The 17,870-nt window shown below is 32.2% G+C and carries 20 protein-coding genes; 10 read left to right on the top strand and 10 right to left on the bottom strand.

Annotated features, from left to right (window positions below):
• Positions 1-32: 32 nt before the first annotated feature.
• Positions 33-1,037 (top strand): VOC family protein, encoded by a 1,005-nt coding sequence (locus ACNFIH_RS02465; protein WP_426485333.1) that lies wholly within the window; start codon positions 33-35, stop codon positions 1,035-1,037.
• Between the two features lie 95 nt (positions 1,038-1,132).
• On the opposite strand, the gene ACNFIH_RS02460 is transcribed toward ACNFIH_RS02465, so the two are convergent.
• Positions 1,133-1,921: a polysaccharide lyase gene (locus ACNFIH_RS02460; protein WP_426485332.1), complete on the bottom strand. Its 789-nt coding sequence runs from the start codon at positions 1,919-1,921 to the stop codon at positions 1,133-1,135.
• Between the two features lie 647 nt (positions 1,922-2,568).
• Between ACNFIH_RS02460 and ACNFIH_RS02455 the strand changes: the two genes are divergently transcribed.
• The 6 genes from ACNFIH_RS02455 to ACNFIH_RS02430 all read left to right on the top strand — a co-directional run bounded on the left by ACNFIH_RS02455 (position 2,569) and on the right by ACNFIH_RS02430 (position 6,217).
• Entirely contained in the window at positions 2,569-3,123 is a 555-nt protein-coding gene (locus ACNFIH_RS02455; RefSeq protein ID WP_426485331.1) for a hypothetical protein, read from the top strand.
• Positions 3,124-3,160: 37 nt separating this feature from the next.
• A complete protein-coding gene (locus ACNFIH_RS02450; RefSeq protein ID WP_426485330.1) occupies positions 3,161-4,291 on the top strand; it encodes a hypothetical protein in 1,131 nt (376 codons plus the stop codon).
• A gap of 38 nt (positions 4,292-4,329) precedes the next feature.
• Positions 4,330-4,782 carry a hypothetical protein gene (locus ACNFIH_RS02445; RefSeq protein WP_426485329.1) on the top strand — a complete coding sequence of 151 codons (453 nt, stop codon included), beginning with the start codon at positions 4,330-4,332 and terminating at the stop codon, positions 4,780-4,782.
• 270 nt (positions 4,783-5,052) lie between these two features.
• The gene (locus ACNFIH_RS02440; RefSeq protein ID WP_426485328.1) at positions 5,053-5,208 is read left to right on the top strand and encodes a hypothetical protein; all 156 of its coding nucleotides are present in this window, start codon (positions 5,053-5,055) and stop codon (positions 5,206-5,208) included.
• Between the two features lie 93 nt (positions 5,209-5,301).
• The gene (locus ACNFIH_RS02435; protein WP_426485327.1) at positions 5,302-5,787 is read left to right on the top strand and encodes a PRC-barrel domain-containing protein; all 486 of its coding nucleotides are present in this window, start codon (positions 5,302-5,304) and stop codon (positions 5,785-5,787) included.
• Positions 5,788-5,839: 52 nt separating this feature from the next.
• Positions 5,840-6,217, top strand: a complete 378-nt coding sequence (locus tag ACNFIH_RS02430; protein ID WP_426485326.1) for a DUF4440 domain-containing protein — start codon at positions 5,840-5,842, stop codon at positions 6,215-6,217.
• A 157-nt stretch (positions 6,218-6,374) separates the two neighbouring features.
• Here the strand turns inward: ACNFIH_RS02430 and ACNFIH_RS02425 are convergent, their stop codons facing one another.
• Positions 6,375-7,253 (bottom strand): helix-turn-helix domain-containing protein, encoded by an 879-nt coding sequence (locus tag ACNFIH_RS02425; protein WP_426485325.1) that lies wholly within the window; start codon positions 7,251-7,253, stop codon positions 6,375-6,377.
• A gap of 212 nt (positions 7,254-7,465) precedes the next feature.
• On the opposite strand from ACNFIH_RS02425, the gene ACNFIH_RS02420 reads away from it, so the two are divergent.
• The 3 genes from ACNFIH_RS02420 to ACNFIH_RS02410 all read left to right on the top strand — a co-directional run bounded on the left by ACNFIH_RS02420 (position 7,466) and on the right by ACNFIH_RS02410 (position 11,160).
• Entirely contained in the window at positions 7,466-9,109 is a 1,644-nt protein-coding gene (locus ACNFIH_RS02420; protein ID WP_426485324.1) for an alpha-L-fucosidase, read from the top strand.
• A gap of 411 nt (positions 9,110-9,520) precedes the next feature.
• A complete protein-coding gene (locus tag ACNFIH_RS02415) occupies positions 9,521-10,243 on the top strand; it encodes a DUF2278 family protein (RefSeq protein ID WP_426485323.1) in 723 nt (240 codons plus the stop codon).
• Positions 10,244-10,461: 218 nt separating this feature from the next.
• Complete coding sequence (locus tag ACNFIH_RS02410) at positions 10,462-11,160, top strand: DUF1826 domain-containing protein (RefSeq protein ID WP_426485322.1); 699 nt, start codon at positions 10,462-10,464, stop codon at positions 11,158-11,160.
• A 150-nt stretch (positions 11,161-11,310) separates the two neighbouring features.
• On the opposite strand, the gene ACNFIH_RS02405 is transcribed toward ACNFIH_RS02410, so the two are convergent.
• From ACNFIH_RS02405 to ACNFIH_RS02370, 8 genes are all read right to left on the bottom strand, one after another.
• Positions 11,311-12,165: an alpha/beta fold hydrolase gene (locus ACNFIH_RS02405; RefSeq protein WP_426485321.1), complete on the bottom strand. Its 855-nt coding sequence runs from the start codon at positions 12,163-12,165 to the stop codon at positions 11,311-11,313.
• A 56-nt stretch (positions 12,166-12,221) separates the two neighbouring features.
• A complete protein-coding gene (locus tag ACNFIH_RS02400) occupies positions 12,222-12,776 on the bottom strand; it encodes a carboxymuconolactone decarboxylase family protein (protein WP_426485320.1) in 555 nt (184 codons plus the stop codon).
• A gap of 18 nt (positions 12,777-12,794) precedes the next feature.
• Positions 12,795-13,361: a cupin domain-containing protein gene (locus ACNFIH_RS02395; protein ID WP_426485319.1), complete on the bottom strand. Its 567-nt coding sequence runs from the start codon at positions 13,359-13,361 to the stop codon at positions 12,795-12,797.
• A gap of 13 nt (positions 13,362-13,374) precedes the next feature.
• Positions 13,375-13,596 carry a 2TM domain-containing protein gene (locus ACNFIH_RS02390; RefSeq protein WP_426485318.1) on the bottom strand — a complete coding sequence of 74 codons (222 nt, stop codon included), beginning with the start codon at positions 13,594-13,596 and terminating at the stop codon, positions 13,375-13,377.
• A gap of 299 nt (positions 13,597-13,895) precedes the next feature.
• Positions 13,896-14,885: an aldo/keto reductase gene (locus tag ACNFIH_RS02385; RefSeq protein WP_426485317.1), complete on the bottom strand. Its 990-nt coding sequence runs from the start codon at positions 14,883-14,885 to the stop codon at positions 13,896-13,898.
• 167 nt (positions 14,886-15,052) lie between these two features.
• Positions 15,053-15,847 (bottom strand): DJ-1/PfpI/YhbO family deglycase/protease, encoded by a 795-nt coding sequence (locus ACNFIH_RS02380; RefSeq protein ID WP_426485316.1) that lies wholly within the window; start codon positions 15,845-15,847, stop codon positions 15,053-15,055.
• A gap of 48 nt (positions 15,848-15,895) precedes the next feature.
• Complete coding sequence (locus ACNFIH_RS02375) at positions 15,896-16,666, bottom strand: putative quinol monooxygenase (protein WP_426485315.1); 771 nt, start codon at positions 16,664-16,666, stop codon at positions 15,896-15,898.
• A 442-nt stretch (positions 16,667-17,108) separates the two neighbouring features.
• The gene (locus ACNFIH_RS02370) at positions 17,109-17,804 is read right to left on the bottom strand and encodes a redoxin domain-containing protein (protein WP_426485314.1); all 696 of its coding nucleotides are present in this window, start codon (positions 17,802-17,804) and stop codon (positions 17,109-17,111) included.
• Positions 17,805-17,870 lie beyond the last annotated feature (66 nt).

Below are 17,870 nucleotides of genomic sequence, written 5' to 3'. Positions count from 1 at the left end.
TCAAATAATTTATTCAAAACAGTTTTATAAAAATGAAAACAAATCATAAAAAATCAAATAGAAAAGTGCAGACTTCAGCTGCAGCAATGCTCAATGTATTGATACTTTTTTCAGCTTCAGAAAAAACAATTGCTCAAAATAAGATAGACATCGTGGGAATAGATCATGTTGGAATTAATGTTCCGGATCTCAATAAAGCCGTTACATTTTTTGATGATGTACTTGGTTTTAAACCAGTAACACAATTAGGACCAATTCCGCTTGACGCTGATTGGAAGAAATTAAATAACATCAATCCTAACACGGGGGCTGTTACTATTAAAATGATAAATGCAGGAAACGGAGCCAGCATAGAAGTATTTGAATATGCCGAAAATAAAGGAAGTATGAATCATCCAAAAACCGATGATATTGGTGCATCACATATTGCATTTTATGTTAATGATATTAATGCAGCTGTACAATATTTAAAAAGTAAAGGTGTAAAAATATTGGGAGAGCCTTTTACAACGCCATCTGGCGATACAGCCGGAGAATCTTGGGTTTATTTTGAAACGCCGTGGGGTTCTAAAATGGAATTGGTTTCTTATCCGAATGGAAAAGGATATGAAAAATCACATCCAAAAACAGTATTATGGTCGCCAAAGAATAATGTAGTTAAAAAAGCTTCTGCAGATGATTTCGATGCCAAAAAGAATACAGTTATAGTTGAAAATCATCTTAAAATTTGGAATGAAAAAGATGAAGCAAAACGTAAAGCTTTATTAAATGAAGTTTATGCACCGAATGTAGAAATGGTAGACCATCATTTTATTGCCGAAGGAACAGAGGATATCAGTAAATTTATTGTAGAACTTCAGAGTAAAAACCCTGATTTTAGATTTACTGCAAAATCAGTAGAAACGAATCACAATGTAGTTAGATTGTATTGGCAGTTTGGTTCAAAAGTAAAACCAGCTGTAGTAAGCGGAATGGATTTGTTTGTAATTGAAAACGGAAAAATACAAAAGTTGTATGTTTTTGTTGATCAGAAATAATTAGATTAATTCGTTTTATCAGTTTTAAAAACAAGCCGCCTTTGTGGGCGGCTGTTTTATTTACTAAAAAGTGATTGTTTTAAAGTAATTAATTATTATTGCGCATCCCAAGACGCACTAGGATAGTAAATAGAACTTGTTACAGGAGCTTTCCAATATTCTTGACTTCCGCCACGGAAAGTGTGCAAACTTACTGCATTAACATTACGTTTAGCATCATTAGTCACCCAACGAATTTTTTGATTTAGGATTTCTGTACCATTTACATAGTATTTTACATATCCATCAGTATTTGAACCTGTATTTAACTTAACAGATATCTGACAGTTGTATGTCACGCCTTCCTGAATGTAATATTTTTTTCCAAAATCATTACCAAATTGTCCAGGCTGATCTCTATAATAAACGTAAGGTTGCAAGTAAGCTCCGCTTCCTTTAGCAGTATTTGAACCATTTGGACAATACCACATAAATCTTGCACTACCGCCATTTCCATCCCATCCTGGATCGCCACCTGTATTCTGGTCACCAATTAGGATACCGTATCCGCATTTTCCGCCTCGGCTCCAATAAAAGCCTGAATTAAATTTCATTTGGAACCAAACAGTATAAACGCCCGTTGACCAAACACCGAAAGATGTGCATAAACCACCAGGACAAGATAATGTATTTGTTCCCAATGTGATTGTTCTGGCTCCGGCGCCACCACCTGCTAGCGCGGCAACGTTTTCTGCTGCGGCTTTAGCGGTAACAGCATTGTTAACGATTTTCAGCTCATCTTTAATAGCAGATTCCGCCACATTTAGATTTTGTTCCTTTTCACAGGAAGCAAATACTAATGCTGTAATAAATAATAAACTTGTTAATTTTAGGATTTTTTTCATTTTTTAAAGGTTAAAGGTTAGTAAATAATTTATGGTTAGTAAATAATAGATAGTCATACATTATTTGACACTGAAGTACATGCTTTCTCTTTCTCATAATTGCATCATATTGATGCGCAATTGAAACACCGTTTTTTATGCATATTTATTCAATGTATTGAAATTTATATAGTTGCGTTTTTAATATTAAGATTGTTCTTGTTATTATGTTTGCAACTATAGTGTAAAGGTGATTAATTATTGTTTTGAGAAGGAGTAATAAAGTACGGTTTTACGTACACAATAATCCAGAGTACAGATTTTGCGTTCAAATTGGTTGTTTTTATAAATAAAAACTTGTTAAATTTTAAAATTAAAATATAAAATATCTCAAAATCAGTAAATTATAATTTTGATTCAATAATGTTATTTTTTCCAAATTTGGAAAGAGAATAAGGGTTATATGGGAAAATACAAAATTTTTAAAATCAAGATTTGAAGTATTTACAAGATTTTATTAAAATAAATTGATTAAACAACTAATTCAAATATTTAATTAAATTAGCGAAACCATTTTACGGCGTATAGCTCCAACATTATTTTTTTAGAAAAAAAATGCCGAATTCCGTAAAAGAATAACAATATCCGCCTATCCAAAAACAGAATTAATGAAGCAAAAAATTAAAAACTACACGATTCAATTTATTAAAGAAATCATTCCAGTAATTGCAGGTATTTTAATAGCTCTTTTTATTGATAATTGGAATTCTGAACACAAAGACAAGGTTTATATTGATCAAGTATTTTCAACTATTGATAGTGAATTAAAGGAATCTAAAGAAGATATCCAGACAATTATTCCCAAGCAAGAGTCTTTAGTTGACTCATTACAATTTTATTATAAAAGCAAAAATGTAGCAATTTTAGATATTGTAAAAAAATCGAAAGGAATCTACATTCCGCAAATTAAAATTAATGCATGGAAATCGGTATCTAACAGTAAAATTGATTTAATTGATTATAAAAAAGTAGCTTCACTTTCTAACATTGAAGAATTAAAAGAAACATTGAAAAATAAAAGTGAATTTTTAATGAGTTTTATATATTCAAACATAAATGCAACGGATCAAAATACAAAGCAAACTTTAAAAATGATTCTTTTGGATATCATTCAAACCGAAAAATCGTTGGAACAAAGTATTGAATTAATTGAAAAAAAGTAAGGTGCGATATCTTAAATTATTACGTAAAATTCCATAAATGCTAAAAATCTATACTGCAATTTTTTGTTTGTTATTTTTCAAACTTTCTGCTCAAACTTACTTCACTCCGCAATTAGATAAAAACAGCGACGTCCCGCTAGCAGAATATGAATTAGGTATTGCGACGTATTTTAATACAAATGTTGAAAATGAATACAAAAGGCAAGAATATTATCTTACGTTTGATGATTTTGGGTTACGAAAAGATAAGCCCGTTAAGGAGTTAACTATAGACACCAATACAGATGGTACGATAGAATATTATTACCAATTCAATCAAGATGGCACGATTGCGCTCTTTAAGAATTATGTGGATAATGACAATAGATCGTACGAATATTTTGAAAATTTAATAGTAATAAAACAAGAACCACTTGTAAAATATAAAGATGGCCTATTTACTACTTCCATTGACTCTGTATTTTTTGACCATAACAGGCGTATTGTTAAAGAATTATGCTCGTTCGTATTTCATGGTACTGGCGGAGTAGATACTTTTAGGAAAGTTGTTGAATATCAATTTTCAAAATCCAATCAATTAGAGAAAAAATATTATTATTCTGTTAGAAAGAGACCGGGATATTCAAAAGATTTTATCGACGGAAAGGAGATTTTTTATGAAAATTACAAAGATTCTATTGTAGAAAAAGGATATTATGCCAAAGAACAAAAAACGGAATTAAAAGATAGAGCAGATGAGAAAAAAGGTTTAATTTCAAAGTCGGTTTATTATTTAAATAATTCAAATATTGTAGAGAGAGTTAAAGTTTTCTATAGTAATAGTAGTAGTGATGTCAAATACGATTTTACTATAAATTATGATAAATTGGGAAGGGTTGCGAATTACCAAGATCGCGATAAAGAAAGCTGTTCTTTTGGTTATGACAAAAATGATAAAATAAACCAAATTAAGAGAAAGAATAAGAAAGAGCCAGAAGTAGTTATCAATTACATTTATGACAATAATGGCAGGTTTATTTATAGCCAAAAGAAAGGGGAAGAAGAAAAAATCAATCCACGTCATTTTACTTATGAAAAATTTGGCAACTGGGAAACCGAAACCTGGGATACAGTTATTAAAGGCGTAAAACTTACAACCCTTATAACCCGTAAAATTTCTTATTATTAAAATCTTATTATTAAAAGTTGGCGATAGCTATAGAAAATATGAATTTTAAAATTTTAATCTTTTTGCTTTTTCCAATATTGAATTGTTTTTCACAAGACTTAAATATTCGATATAGTGATACATTGGCCATGTTTAAAAATGATTTGCAACAATGCATAAAAGAACATCCAGATCATGAACTTGATTGCCGTAAAGAATATTATCATGTTCTGCAGGATTATCAGGCCGATGTGTTTTTTGCAGTAAGGAAAGTTCTTGAAAAAAGCAATACTCCTGCAAAAATGAAAGAAATGGATCTTACGGAGGGCGAATGGAAAAGATCATCGTATTGGTATATTGCTAAATTGATGAAAGAATTTCAACAAAAACATCCCGGAAAATTTGTGTGGGATAAAGAGAAAAATCTTGTTGATGATCAACGGATATTTTATATAAAAACTGCCCAGTATTTTATAGATAGAATGAATGTTTTATTGGGCTTAGTGAAATAAATAAAAACCATAAAATCGTTGAAACAAAGTATTGAATTAATTGAAAATAAATAAAAACTGTAATCTAAAATTTTAGAGTTTAAAAAAAGCAAAAAACGCTAAACCAAAGGTTTAGCGTTTTTTATTTAATACTATTTCTTATAATAATCTTCCAAATTAATCTACTGGGAATTTTGTAACATCCTCCTGAAATTAAATACGTCTTACTTTTCTCTCTTTTGTAACTTTAGTAGAGTATTAAAACTATTATAAAATCAAAAAAATAGAGTTATGGCAGAAATTAAAATTGAGAAGAAAAAACCGGTATGGCCGTGGGTTGCTGTGCTGTTAGTTATCGCAGGTATTATATACTACATCTATTTTTGTGACCATACCGTTCACAATGAAAATAGTGTAGAAATTGAAAACACTACAAGTGCACAATAGAGCACAATAGCCAGGAAACACCAAATTTAAATCCGGCAAAATATATAATTAAAATTAGAAATTATGGAAAATAAAAACAGAAACCTATATAGATTGGACGAACTATCTGATTATAAAATTGCATCAAATTATTCTGATGTGAGAGGATGGAAGATAGTTGATGCTGACAACCGCACCATTGGTACAATTGATAATCTTTGGGTGAATAAGGATATGCAGCGCGTTGTTTATCTGGATGTCAAAGTAGCTAAAGAACTAATTGAGGACAAACACAATGAGGTACATGACGTTATTGCCAACGATAATGGAAGGGAATTTCTCTATAAAGACGGAGATAGCCATATTATCATACCAATTGGATCTGTAAGTATAAATAAAGACACGAAAATCGTTATGGCAAACAGCATAGGATACGATACATTCAGAAATACAAACAGATATAACAGACAACACAATTTTGACAGGGACTATGAAAGAAGAGTAATGAATTCGTATTATCCTGAACGAAATGATCCTGATTCTGTGTATTATAGCGATGATGATACCTTTTATGACCGCAGAGAATTTGACCACAAATAATATTTTTTTATCAGATTTTTTGTAAATTGTTTGATCAATTAAAAAGATGATTATGGAAACGCAAATTATTGAACTGGAAAAAAGATATTGGCAGGGAATGGAAAATCATGATTATGAAACAGTAAAAAAACTTACGTTGTTTCCTTGCATGATAGCCGGCAAAACTGGGTTACAAAGTGTAGACGAATCTATGTTTAAAAAGATGTTTGAGTCTGTTGATAGTGGTAAAATAAAAGTATTGAATATTTCTGATGTGGAAGAAAAGTCAATTAGTGAAAATACCACAATAATTGGATATTTAATAGAATTAGAAATAGCAGACGATAAAGAAAAATCGCCAATGAAATGTGTATGTACTTCTACTTGGATTAAAAAAAATAACAATTGGGTTTGTGCACTTCATACAGAGACAGAATTGTCTCAGCAATAGATTACAAAAACAAGACATAAAAAACGCTAAACTTTTGGTTTAGCGTTTTTTTTTTTAAGCGTATCTCTAAACTTAGAAAGTTTGTTTCAGATTATAATTTGCAACATGTTTAAAAATGGTTAGAAGTGAAGATAAAATTATTTTGGCTCATATCGATTCAATTCAAAAAAGTGTTTTTATTACGATATTCACCGGGAGTTACTTTTACTATCTTTTTGAATATTTTTGAAAAGTGCGGCAAATTAGAAAAACCGGTATTTAAAGCGATTTCGAGGAAACTTTTAGTTGTGGTCGTAATAAGATATTGAGCCCTTTCTATTTTTTTCTCATGAATGTAATTTAATGGTCTTTGTCCGGTGTGATTTAGAAATTGCTTTGAAAAATAATCCTGATTTTGATTTACTCTTTTAGCAAGTTCAGAAATCGTAATATTCTTGCTTAAGTTAAGCTGAACGTAGCTCATTGTATCCAATATTTTAGAAGAAATAGATTTTGTTTCGTCTGCTTTCAAATTCGTTAACTTCAGAAATTTCGAAATTAAAAGAATAAGTGTTCCTTGATTTTCAAAAGCTAAATGTGGTTTCATTCTATTGTTTAAAGACAAATATTCCTTGTAATACACTTCTTTTTCGTAAACTTCCGGATTCTCGGACCTATTAATTCCTCTTCCGGGATTACTCTGAAGTAATCTTTTAATAAGAGCGATATCAATTTCTTCCGCAGGTAATTTCATCACAGACCTATTGTTGCTAAAAAGTGAGATTCCATCTGGAGATTCTTCAAAAAACTGAATAAAATATTGACTTAAATAATCGTCACAATTTAGATTGCATATTGTAAAACTGGGAATAAGATATAGATTTCCAGGTTCTAAAGTTAAGCGCCCATACTGGTCAGAAATAAATCCTTCGCCTTCGTCGATATAATACAAGCGATAATAAGGACTAATTACATTATTGTAATTCCAATTTTGATACAATTTCACATAATCTACATGCAATAAAGAGAATGAATGTTTAAAAGTGCTTTTGAACATGATAAAAAGTCGTTTTTAAATAATATAAAATCGAATTTAGATAAAACAAATATATCACTTATCCGATATATTTGCTTTTGGGATAATTTAAATTTTAACATTAAAACAAATAATCTTTAAGCTTTTAGAATAAAAAAATACAGAAATTTTAATCTGAATTAAGATTGTTAGAATTGATAAAAAAAGCTAAGAAGTAAAAAAATAAGAATAAAATGAATAGACGTAACGCCTTAAAATTAGCAGCATCAGGAATTGTTGGTTTGTATTTATCGCCTTTGTTGGCTCAAAGAAACTTTTTAGGTTCACCAGATTTCAAAGGTCCTTTTGAACCCACTTGGGATTCACTTGCCAAATATCAGGTTCCAGATTGGTTTCGTGATGCTAAATTTGGAATGTGGGCGCATTGGGGACCTCAGTGTGAACCTGAAGCTGGTGATTGGTATGCAAGAAGCATGTATCAGGAAGGTTCTCGTCAATATAAATTTCATTTAGAAAAATACGGACATCCTTCTAAATTTGGTTTTAAAGATGTAATCAACGTTTGGAAAGCTGATAATTGGAATCCTGAAGAGTTAGTCAGCTTATATAAAGACGCTGGAGCTAAGTATTTTATGGCTATGGCAAACCATCATGATAATTTAGATCTTTATAACAGCAAATATCAGCCAAATTGGAATTCGACCAAAATGGGCCCCAAAAAAGATATTATAGCTGGATGGGAAAAAGCTGCCCGAAAAGCAAATCTTCCTTTTGCTGTCAGTGTCCACGCTGCGCATGCCTGGAGTTGGTTTGAGACAGCTCAGCGCTCTGATATAAATGGCCCTTTGGCAGGTGTTCCTTATGATGGGAAATTGACCAAAGCCGATGGAAAAGGAACTTGGTGGGAAGGTTTAGATCCACAGGAATTGTATGCACAGAATCATCCGCTAAGCGAAAAAAGTGATGACAATAATGGTATACACAGCCAATGGAACTGGGGTAGCGGTGTGGCAAAACCGAGTGAAACTTACATCGAAAATTTTCATAACAGAACTATTGATTTAATCGATAAGTATAATCCTGATATGCTTTATTTTGATGATACAGCGTTGCCACTCTGGCCAATTAGCGATGCGGGTTTGCGTATTGCAGCGCATCTTTATAATAAAAGTTTTCAAAAAAATAAAAGCGTTCAAACCGTAATTACAGGTAAAATTTTAACCGAACAGCAGAGAAAAGCTTTGGTTTGGGATATTGAAAAAGGACAAAGTAATGAAATTGAACCTTTGCCTTGGCAAACAGATACTTGCATTGGTAACTGGCATTACGATCGAAGTGTTTACGAAAATAAGCGCTACAAATCAGCTAAAACGGTTATTCATTCGCTAATAGATGTAGTAAGCAAAAATGGGAATTTAATGCTTAATATTCCGGTAAGAGGTGATGGAAGTATCGATGAATTAGAACGACAAATTGTAAAGGAAATTGGAGTTTGGATGAAGCTTAACGGTAGTAGTATTTATGGTACACGTCCGTGGAAAATATTTGGGGAAGGACCTCAACAGGAAAGTGCCGGAGCATTAACAGCGCAGGGTTTCAATGAAGGAAAGGGAAAGCCTTTTACATCACAAGACATTCGTTTTGTGCAAAAAGACAATGTTCTTTATGCGACCGTTATGGATTGGCCAGAAAACGGAACTGCTGTTATTAAAAGTTTAGGCACAGAAATGCCTTATTATACCGGAAAAATAAAACAGATAAAATTAGTTAGTACTGGAGAGAAACTTAATTTTAAACAAAACAGTCAAGCGCTCGAAGTGTATTTTCCAAAACAAAAAACAGAAGCTTCATTTGCTAATGCTTTAGAAATAAGTTAAAAATGAGTTGTTTGAGAATGACTTTTAAAAATTAAACATAGAACCCAGTTTCCGGAATGGAGTTAAAGTGTTTTTTTGACAACTTATATCTTTATTAAAAAAAATGCCTCTTTAAACGGAGGCATTTTATATTTAGATAAATAAGGTCAGACGAGTGGATTTTTATTTGATATTAATCTTAGATAAAGGACTTAATTTGAGATATATCCGAAATATGTCTTTAAAATCTACTTAATGATTATGTGTTTGAAAAACAGGTAGTTGTACTTGTTTTTGATTGAGTGAATTTTCTTATTTTTGTTTGTGAAGACATATTGTTTACACTCCCGTTGTTTTTTTGTTAAACGCCACTTATTAAAAAATATGTTATAAGCCCCGATCAGGGAAAATTAACCTAATAAAAGTTGAGCTATGCCATTAGACAAATACGGAGTACTTAAGGGTACTAAATTTAAATATTATCGAGATCAACCGGATAATTTTGGAAAATTTTATCATGGAAATGTTGAAATTCTGGCCAACGGAATTAATTATCGTTGTGCTATAGATGTTGATAGTCAGTCAACACAAATACAATGGAGGATTATTAATCTTTCTGCTAGCGATTTAGCTATGATTGTATCAAAGCCAGATGGATGGACTCATTTGATTTCTAATGAATCGAGTGGAGCTATTGATTATATAAGATGGAAACCAATGTGGGTGACCATAAGAATACCAATATTGTTTTATTATAATTGGATTATAAAAATACCGCCATGGATTTATCCAACGAAATTGAAACAATTTGAGAAATCAGAAATAAGATCCAATGCACCTTTTAAAATTATAGTTCTGGAGCAATCATCGTTTTGGAAAATAGGAAGTAATATTGATGCTATAGAACAATTAGAATCTGTATTGATTCAGGGAGATAAATTATTGATTTTAGGTCAATTTTTTAATACAGGTAATGGTGTGCACGATATCCATCAAAATCAGGGTGATCCTATAAATGGTGGCCATTCTGCAGATAACGCAATATGGCAGGATGGAGCCACGATAGTTCAAAAAGCAGATGGAACTTATGTAGGTTTCTTTAATAAATTTGCTACACAATCTTTCAAAACGGATGATTTTGGTCACCCAATATAATAACTGTTTTCTCTGAGTTTGTGTATACCGATATTTTAAGGGTAAAATAAATTCGTTATTTTGGTACAGAAATTTAGAAGGTAATTTTAACGAGATTCCATCTAAGGTATTTATTATTTATGAAAGCAATTAAAAAAGCTTGACTTAAATAAAAAACAGTTTCCAGAATGGAACTAAACTAACGTTTTACCAATAATTTATCGCTGCAATATTATACTATGAACAATACCTTTTCTGATAACAACCAAATAGGAATAGTTTCAACTTTTTTTGATTTAGTAAATACTAATTTCAAGGGTGAAATGAATGCATTATGCTGGTACAGAAATTTGGATGGCGATTTTAATGAGATTGTAGCCAAATTATCTTTAAAAGAAAATATAACGGAAGTTTTTGCTGAAGACTTAATAGCGCTCCAACTTTCAGAAAAGGGAAATATAGCAAGGGAAATAATCTTAAATGATTTACAATTATTAACCGATTTCGGAGCTTCACCCTCTCTTAATTTACTGAAGTGTTATGAACGTGATGATGAATTTGATTTCATATCGACTGATGTGTATTCGTTTCATGTTGATCGTTCTCCTATTGCAACAGATACTTTTTTATGCACTTATCACGGAGCCGCAAGTGATATTGTTTCTAATTCCCAAGCCGAGCAAAAAATTCTAATTCCAGAAATCCGAACAAAGCTGAAAGAGCTTTATGATGGAGCAGAGGAAGAATTCGAAAACTTTTTAAAGGGAAATTATTTTGATTTGCATTATGAGGCACATGAAGATGCAAAACCTATTAATTTAGGATTAGGGCATCTTTGGCGGCTGGCTGTGGATCATCCAAAACAACAAGTATTGCCTTGTATTCATCGAGCACCAATAGAAAACAAAGGTGAATATCGGTTGTTGTTGATTTGTTGATACAATGCCGTTGATGAAAGTTTTTTAAATCTTGATTAATAATAAAAAATCCCTTTGTATCAAATACATAGGGATTTTTATAAAAATTCAGAGACTTTTTTTTAACTGATTTCTTAAGGAATCTTTTATCAATCAAAAGGTGAATAATGTTTATTTTGATAAAATTTCTTTTATAAGTTTTGTCAATTCTGCAGATTTAGAGATAAACGGACTATGTCCAGAATTGATCGTATAAGTATTTGTGATACCGGCATCTTTTGCCATTTCTTGTTGAAAGTTGTAAGTTATGGTATTATCAGCAGTGGTAAAGATGTAATATTTTTTGCCTCCCAAATTATAATCTTCAGTTTTATAGTTCAAAGGTGTTCCAAGCGGAATTGTAGGTTCGGCTTTGTAGCGCGCTACAAGAAATTGTTTTTGAGCAGCTGTAGCATCCTGAGAAAAGATTTTTGGAAGATTAACTTCTGGATTTACGATTCCAGCTAAAGTTTGATCTTCAGATAATTGTAAAGAAGCTGGCAAAAGTGAGGCCTTATCCATTTGAGAATAATCCAAAACGCTTTTTCCGCTTTGAGGAATAAAACCAGCTACATAAACCAACTTTTTGATTTTTTGAGGAACTTCAGCAGCAGTTTGTGTAATTACAGCTCCGCCTAAACTATGACCAATTAAAATTACAGGTTCATTGTATGCGTTAATTGCTTTTTTTACTTCATCAATATAAGCTTTAAACGAAACCTGATAAGCAGGAGTAGTATCTTCTCCATGTCCAGGCAGTTTTACAACAGTAACAGTATAACCAGCAGCTTTTAAATCGGCTTCTGTTTGATCCCATACGTATGATGCTTGCCATGCGCCGTGCACCAATACAATAGGAGATTTTTTTGTAACCGTAGCATTTTCGTCATTTGTACATGATGCCGTTGAAATGGCTGTAAATAACAGCAAGAAAAGTTTTGAGATTGTTTTTAAGGAATTTTGAGAATTAATTTTTGATTTTTTCATTGTTTTTAAATTTATCATTTGTTTTATTTTTTATAAAAATTGGATGTCTTTTTAAATCATGGAAGAACATCAAAACCATTTAAAACTGTGGCAAGTAGCGTGTAAGCACCCACTAAGAATATGAGTTCGGCCAAACCATCTTGCCCTAATATTTCCTTTGCAAGATTATAAGCAGAGTCTGGAACAATTCGGCCTTTTGCTAAAATTGAAGCGATTTCATACGCGATAGCTTCTTCCTCGTTTAAATCAGCAGGACGAATTCCGGATGCCAGTGATGCCACTGCTGTTGCAGAAAAGCCAAAATGTTTTGCCATGATTTCATGAGCATAAAGTTCGAAACGTGCGCCAAATGCAGCACCAACAGTAAGAATAGCTACTTCCCGAACTTTTTTAGGAAGCGTTGCATAATTGTCTAATGAACGTACAAAACTTAAAGCCGGAATTCCAAATTGAGGAAAAGCAAGCATGGGCGGAAAAGGACCGGTTAAAGCACCTTCACTATTTGTCATTACAACAGGACCCTGACTATGTGTAATGAGTTTAAAAACTTCATCATGAACATATCGAACTTCATCGTTCATTGTTTCTGGTTTTATAGGATTTACTCGCATAACAATTGTTTTTAAGATTTAGCGAAGGTTTTCTTCAAATTCTCCATCAATCAAAATGAAGACAACACGACATGTTTTTCCAGATTTATTGCTCCAGGCATGATTTGTTCCTCGTTGCACAATAATGTCTCCTGCTTTTGCTGTTGTTTCACCTTCGTCAACGATTAAAGTTAATTCGCCATCCAGAACAATTCCGTAGTCAATCGTTTCTGTTTTGTGCATTAATGGGTGAGGTGCATTTCCGCCAGCTTTTGAAGCATGTTCACCGCTCATAGTTTTAAAATGTTCAAAAGCCTGTTCTTTGGTAAGGTTTCTAATTTCATCACTTTCTGGCGGAAAATCGATTACTCGTATTCTTGTTCCGTGTTTTGGAGGTCCCAAAATAAGTCCGGTTTCTTCAGGGTCTTTAGAAATAGCATCTATTAGAGCAGGAGTTTGTTTAGTGTTCCAAACTTCATGAAATTTCGCTCCGTTTGGTCCGCCTACCATATAGGTTCTTGTTGGAACTTCATCTGACACAATAATGGCTTTGCCTTCTGTATTATGTCCGGTTACGATTCGTCTGAATGTTGTATTTGTTTCCATGATTTCTAAGGTTTTAGATTTTATTTTTTCTGAATACAAACACACCTAAATAGTGAAAAAGAACTCCAACTGCCCATGCAGATGTAGACCATAATGGCCATGGATATGTAGTGTCTGTTAAATACCAAATAATAAAGATTATCGGACTAACTAATAGAAAGACAAGAAAGTGAATTTTGAATCCTAACTTTAGATTTTTAGTTGTCTTAGTGTCGATGTTAAATCTAGTTTTCATAATAAAGTTTTTTAAATTATTAGTAATAGGTTATTTTAAAAAAGAAATGTTTTAATTGGTTGATTTTCAGTTTATTTACATGACAAAGGTAGAGACGGTATTTCGTTAAAATCATTGACTTTGGTTAAGAACGAAACGAAGAATATGATTTTGATATTTCTAATTATAGAAAGAAGACAAGTTCTAAAAGACACAGACTTACCGCTGCAGCAAGAAGAAACCTGCTGCCTATCTAAGCTTATAGAAAGTGGTTTTGAGAATGTTTTACGTGGTGATAAGGAAGTAAAAAAGAAGGTAAATTATAAAGAAAGCTGCGTCAATTCGTTGTTGATGTATTGTACTTCTTTTTCTGTCAGATTTACCTCTATCGCTTTTGCATTACTAATTGCCTGATCTTTATTTCTTGCACCAGCCAACACAACAGTTATTCCTGGTTGAAGCGTTGTCCATTTTAAAACTAATTGCGCCAGACTAGCTTTTTTTTCTTCAGCTAAAGGTTCAATTTTTTTAAGGAAAGCTTCTACTTTTTCAGGATTAAATTGGCCAAAATAATCTTGACGATGATCATCTGATTTTAATTTTTCGCCTTTAAAATATTTGCCACTTAATAATCCTCTTTCTAAAGGACTGTAAGCAATTATTCCAATATTGTTTTCGATTGCTAATGGCACAATATCCTTTTCAATACCGCGATTTAACATGCTGTAAGGCATTTGATTGGATGCAACGCGAATACTTTTTTGTGCTTCCAGTAATTGATCTTTATTGTAATTGCTTACACCTGCGGCACGTATTTTCCCCTGATCAATTAATGATTGAAGCGCTTCCATAGTTTCGTCAATTGGCGTTGTAGAATCTGGCCAATGCAATTGAAGCAAATCGATATAATCAGTTTTTAATCGTTTAAGACTTTCTTCGGTTTCTTTTATAACATTCGCTTTTGAAGCATATTTATAAAGCGGATAACTTTTTCCGTCATGTTCCTGATTCCACATAAAATCACCTTTTCCGTTGTTACTGCCATCCCAAACCATTCCAAACTTAGTTAAGAGTTGAACCTTAGAACGATCAAGTTCTTTAATGGTTTCGCCAATCAGTTCTTCGCTAAGCCCTAATCCGTAGAAAGGCGCAGTATCAATACTTGTCACACCATGATCTATAGAAGCCATAATAGCTTCTTTTGCTTCACTTTTTTCTGTTCCCGCCCACATCGTACCGCCAATAGCGAAACTTCCATAGGTAATTGCAGATAACTGGAGATCAGAATCTCCTAATTTTCTATATTCCATTTTTATTTTTTTTAATGTTAAAGACTTTTATATGTTTTGAAGTCTGTATAACTGTGATTTTTTAAACCGTAATAGAGATTTCGATTTGGGGAAGTTTATTCTCAATTGTTTTTTATAACGGAAGACTGTTTAATCTTCCGTTATTTTTCTGATTATAATTGAAGAAATTATTTTTTTGCCAACCAGCTTTCCACTGCTTTTGAAAAATCGGCAACATCAATTGGGTGTCTGCTTGTAATAATGTTTGCATCCACTACAACTGGCTGATCAGATACGATACCGCCTGCATTTTTAAGATCACTTTGAATATTCCAGTATCCGGTAAGTTTTCTTCCTTTCAGAATATCAGCAGAAGCTAATACAACTGGGGCGTGACAAATAGCAGCGATCAATTTTCCAGATTTATTAAAATCCTGAATGAATTTTATAACATCTTTGTCATAACGAAGGTTATCTGGATTCCAAGCTCCTCCAGGAATAAATACAGCATCATAATCACTCACTTTAATTTGATCTGCTGTTTTATCAAATTTGATCCATCCAACAGGTTGTAAATATTGAATTGCCATAATATGAGTTTTTGCCATTTCAGGAGTGCTCAATCCATATCTTGCCGGAGCCGGATTGAATTTTGGAGCGATAATGTCAACCTGAGCACCAAGTTCTCTAAAGTACCAAACTGGTCCGGTCAATTCAATTTCTTCAAAACCATCTGCGGCAAGTACTGCTATTTTTTTACCTTTTAAAACCGTTTTGTCTTTTACAGGATTAAAGAAGAAAGCTCTTAAAGCTTCATTTCCCGGAGCATTCAATAATTGAGAAACAGGCATCACAGAAACATGTGAAGGTGTTGCTAATTGATTCATTACATCAAGGTTATGATCTTTAACCTGAGCTTGTACATTAAAAAATGCAAATGTGCTTAATAAGCTTGTACCGATAATTTGTGTTAAATTTTTCATGACTTTTAATTTTTAAATTGATTTATTATTTGAAATTTTATTTGTGAATTATTCTCTTGTAAGTGGTGCGAATTCAATTAGATTATGAATTCCGTTTTGAAAAGGTGGTTTCTTGATACTTGTTTCCAAATATTCTATTACAGGTTTGATAGGAGGAAAGTTGAGATGATATTGAAAAGCATCGTTGCTTCTGAATTTTTCATAAGTTACAAACTGGGTTTCATCTCCTTCAATTTCAGAAAGTTGGTACGTTACTACGCCAGGTTCACTGCGAAATTGCGGCATCGCAACATGATACGTGTCTTTGAAATTTTGTTCTGTTCCTTTTTTTCCATCCACAAAAAGCATGATAACAAGTTGATTATCTTCTTTTTTAGAAGTTCTGCGCCATTGTTCTTTAGTTAAAGGCTCAAGATCTTTTACATAATAAGTTTTTGTAGCAGTTTTTAATTTTTCAGTTAAAGACTGTAATGCTTTTGCTTCTGTTTTTTTGCTGAAATTCTCCAATTGATTTTTTCCATTCCATCTTTCAATCAGCCATAAAACATTTGTTTTATCTTGTTCATAAAAAGCTTCGGCCATAATGTTTTCTTTCGATGAAATTGAGGCTCTTACATAAGCTGTCAATGCTTTTTGAAATTGTGCTACATTTTGTTCATTTACTTCATATCTTGTCAGTTTAGAAGTTGTTTCAGTTAAAACTCCGGTTTTTATTCTATAAGAATCCTGAGCTTTCATATTGCTTGTTATTAGGGCAAAAGCGTACACTGCAATTGCCAGCGTTGTTTTCGAAATTGATTTATAAGCTGTTGTTTTCATAATTTTTATTTTTTAATTATTTGAATTTGTTAAACAAAATTTGTGATCCGTAATTAGCTTTACATCTAAGACAAATTTCCGTCAACTCTGAAAACTAGAGGTTGCGTCAACTCACTTTTAAAGTGTGATTTGAATCACATTTTAAGAGCAAACCTTTAGATATAAAGGGTTTAAAGATTTAGGGGTTAAAATCAGAATGCAGGCGTAGACCGTTAGCTATATAAAAAGGCTAATAATTCAGACGATTTTACGGGGCAAAATTAGGTTTGCGATTCCTGAAGAATCATTGACTTGGGTTAAGAAAGATTCTTTCCTATTTTGAAGCGAAGGCATGCAGCGTACAATACATTATACTAAGACTTATATAAGTACAATGAATTGTTAGTTAACGTTTGTTATTTAGAAAGCGTTGGGACAGCTTTTGAAATTTAAAATTTAATTTTTAGCTTTCTTTATCAATGATCGTTTTTATATCGTGGTATATATTGTCACTTTTTTCCAGAACACCTTTAATAATACCGTTTTTATCAATTACAAAACTAGTTGGAAAATAGAAAATAGAATACTTATTGTTTATTTCACCCGCATTTGGCAATTGTATGTAGTTAAAAGCACGCTTTTTTAGAAAATTTTCTACATGTTGCGGCGTATTGTAAGTAAGCCCAAGAAAAACAACATTTTTATTTTTGTATTCGTCCACTAATTTATTGAGTTCCGGAATTTCCTTAATACATGGAGCGCAGGACGTAAACCAGAAATTCAAAATTACTATTTTTCCTCGAAGTTTTTTTAGTGACCATGTTTTACCTTCAAGATCTTTAAGTTCAAATTCCGGAGCAGGATTATTAAGCATTTCTGCTAAAGCTTTTTTACTTTTAATTTCGTTGTCTTTAAATTCCGAAGTCTTTTTTACAAGATGCATCACACCGTTTTGATCATCCTCTTCATTATGTTTAAATAGTATCTGATCTTTCCCCCAGGCATTTTCAAGACTGTCAAGATTTTTAAGAATAGCTCCATTTGGTAAAACAAATTGAATTGACTTTTTCGAAGCATCATCTTTAGATAAGTTCTGACCTTTCATATTTACGAAAAGCAAACATGTAGCCGCACAGATTAAAAAATTTCTATTATGCATTGTTTCAGTTGTTTAAGTTATACAAGTCAAATGTAGAAGTAATCTTTTGCTTGCAGGTTAAAGCTC

Origin of the sequence: Flavobacterium sp. 2 (assembly GCF_049949195.1) — a bacterium.
In the GTDB taxonomy this organism is placed as follows: Bacteria; Bacteroidota; Bacteroidia; order Flavobacteriales; family Flavobacteriaceae; genus Flavobacterium.
This window is presented reverse-complemented; position numbering and strand designations above follow the sequence as displayed.

What these genes read in the sequence shown, in the direction of transcription:
- ACNFIH_RS02465 (WP_426485333.1), top strand. Translation starts at nt 33, where the DNA reads ATGAAAACAAATCATAAAAAATCAAATAGAAAAGTGCAGACTTCAGCT.
- ACNFIH_RS02460 (WP_426485332.1), bottom strand. Translation starts at nt 1,921, where the DNA reads ATGAAAAAAATCCTAAAATTAACAAGTTTATTATTTATTACAGCATTA.
- ACNFIH_RS02455 (WP_426485331.1), top strand. Translation starts at nt 2,569, where the DNA reads ATGAAGCAAAAAATTAAAAACTACACGATTCAATTTATTAAAGAAATC.
- ACNFIH_RS02450 (WP_426485330.1), top strand. Translation starts at nt 3,161, where the DNA reads ATGCTAAAAATCTATACTGCAATTTTTTGTTTGTTATTTTTCAAACTT.
- ACNFIH_RS02445 (WP_426485329.1), top strand. Translation starts at nt 4,330, where the DNA reads ATGAATTTTAAAATTTTAATCTTTTTGCTTTTTCCAATATTGAATTGT.
- ACNFIH_RS02440 (WP_426485328.1), top strand. Translation starts at nt 5,053, where the DNA reads ATGGCAGAAATTAAAATTGAGAAGAAAAAACCGGTATGGCCGTGGGTT.
- ACNFIH_RS02430 (WP_426485326.1), top strand. Translation starts at nt 5,840, where the DNA reads ATGGAAACGCAAATTATTGAACTGGAAAAAAGATATTGGCAGGGAATG.
- ACNFIH_RS02425 (WP_426485325.1), bottom strand. Translation starts at nt 7,253, where the DNA reads ATGTTCAAAAGCACTTTTAAACATTCATTCTCTTTATTGCATGTAGAT.
- ACNFIH_RS02420 (WP_426485324.1), top strand. Translation starts at nt 7,466, where the DNA reads ATGAATAGACGTAACGCCTTAAAATTAGCAGCATCAGGAATTGTTGGT.
- ACNFIH_RS02415 (WP_426485323.1), top strand. Translation starts at nt 9,521, where the DNA reads ATGCCATTAGACAAATACGGAGTACTTAAGGGTACTAAATTTAAATAT.
- ACNFIH_RS02410 (WP_426485322.1), top strand. Translation starts at nt 10,462, where the DNA reads ATGAACAATACCTTTTCTGATAACAACCAAATAGGAATAGTTTCAACT.
- ACNFIH_RS02405 (WP_426485321.1), bottom strand. Translation starts at nt 12,165, where the DNA reads ATGAAAAAATCAAAAATTAATTCTCAAAATTCCTTAAAAACAATCTCA.
- ACNFIH_RS02400 (WP_426485320.1), bottom strand. Translation starts at nt 12,776, where the DNA reads ATGCGAGTAAATCCTATAAAACCAGAAACAATGAACGATGAAGTTCGA.
- ACNFIH_RS02395 (WP_426485319.1), bottom strand. Translation starts at nt 13,361, where the DNA reads ATGGAAACAAATACAACATTCAGACGAATCGTAACCGGACATAATACA.
- ACNFIH_RS02390 (WP_426485318.1), bottom strand. Translation starts at nt 13,596, where the DNA reads ATGAAAACTAGATTTAACATCGACACTAAGACAACTAAAAATCTAAAG.
- ACNFIH_RS02385 (WP_426485317.1), bottom strand. Translation starts at nt 14,885, where the DNA reads ATGGAATATAGAAAATTAGGAGATTCTGATCTCCAGTTATCTGCAATT.
- ACNFIH_RS02380 (WP_426485316.1), bottom strand. Translation starts at nt 15,847, where the DNA reads ATGAAAAATTTAACACAAATTATCGGTACAAGCTTATTAAGCACATTT.
- ACNFIH_RS02375 (WP_426485315.1), bottom strand. Translation starts at nt 16,666, where the DNA reads ATGAAAACAACAGCTTATAAATCAATTTCGAAAACAACGCTGGCAATT.
- ACNFIH_RS02370 (WP_426485314.1), bottom strand. Translation starts at nt 17,804, where the DNA reads ATGCATAATAGAAATTTTTTAATCTGTGCGGCTACATGTTTGCTTTTC.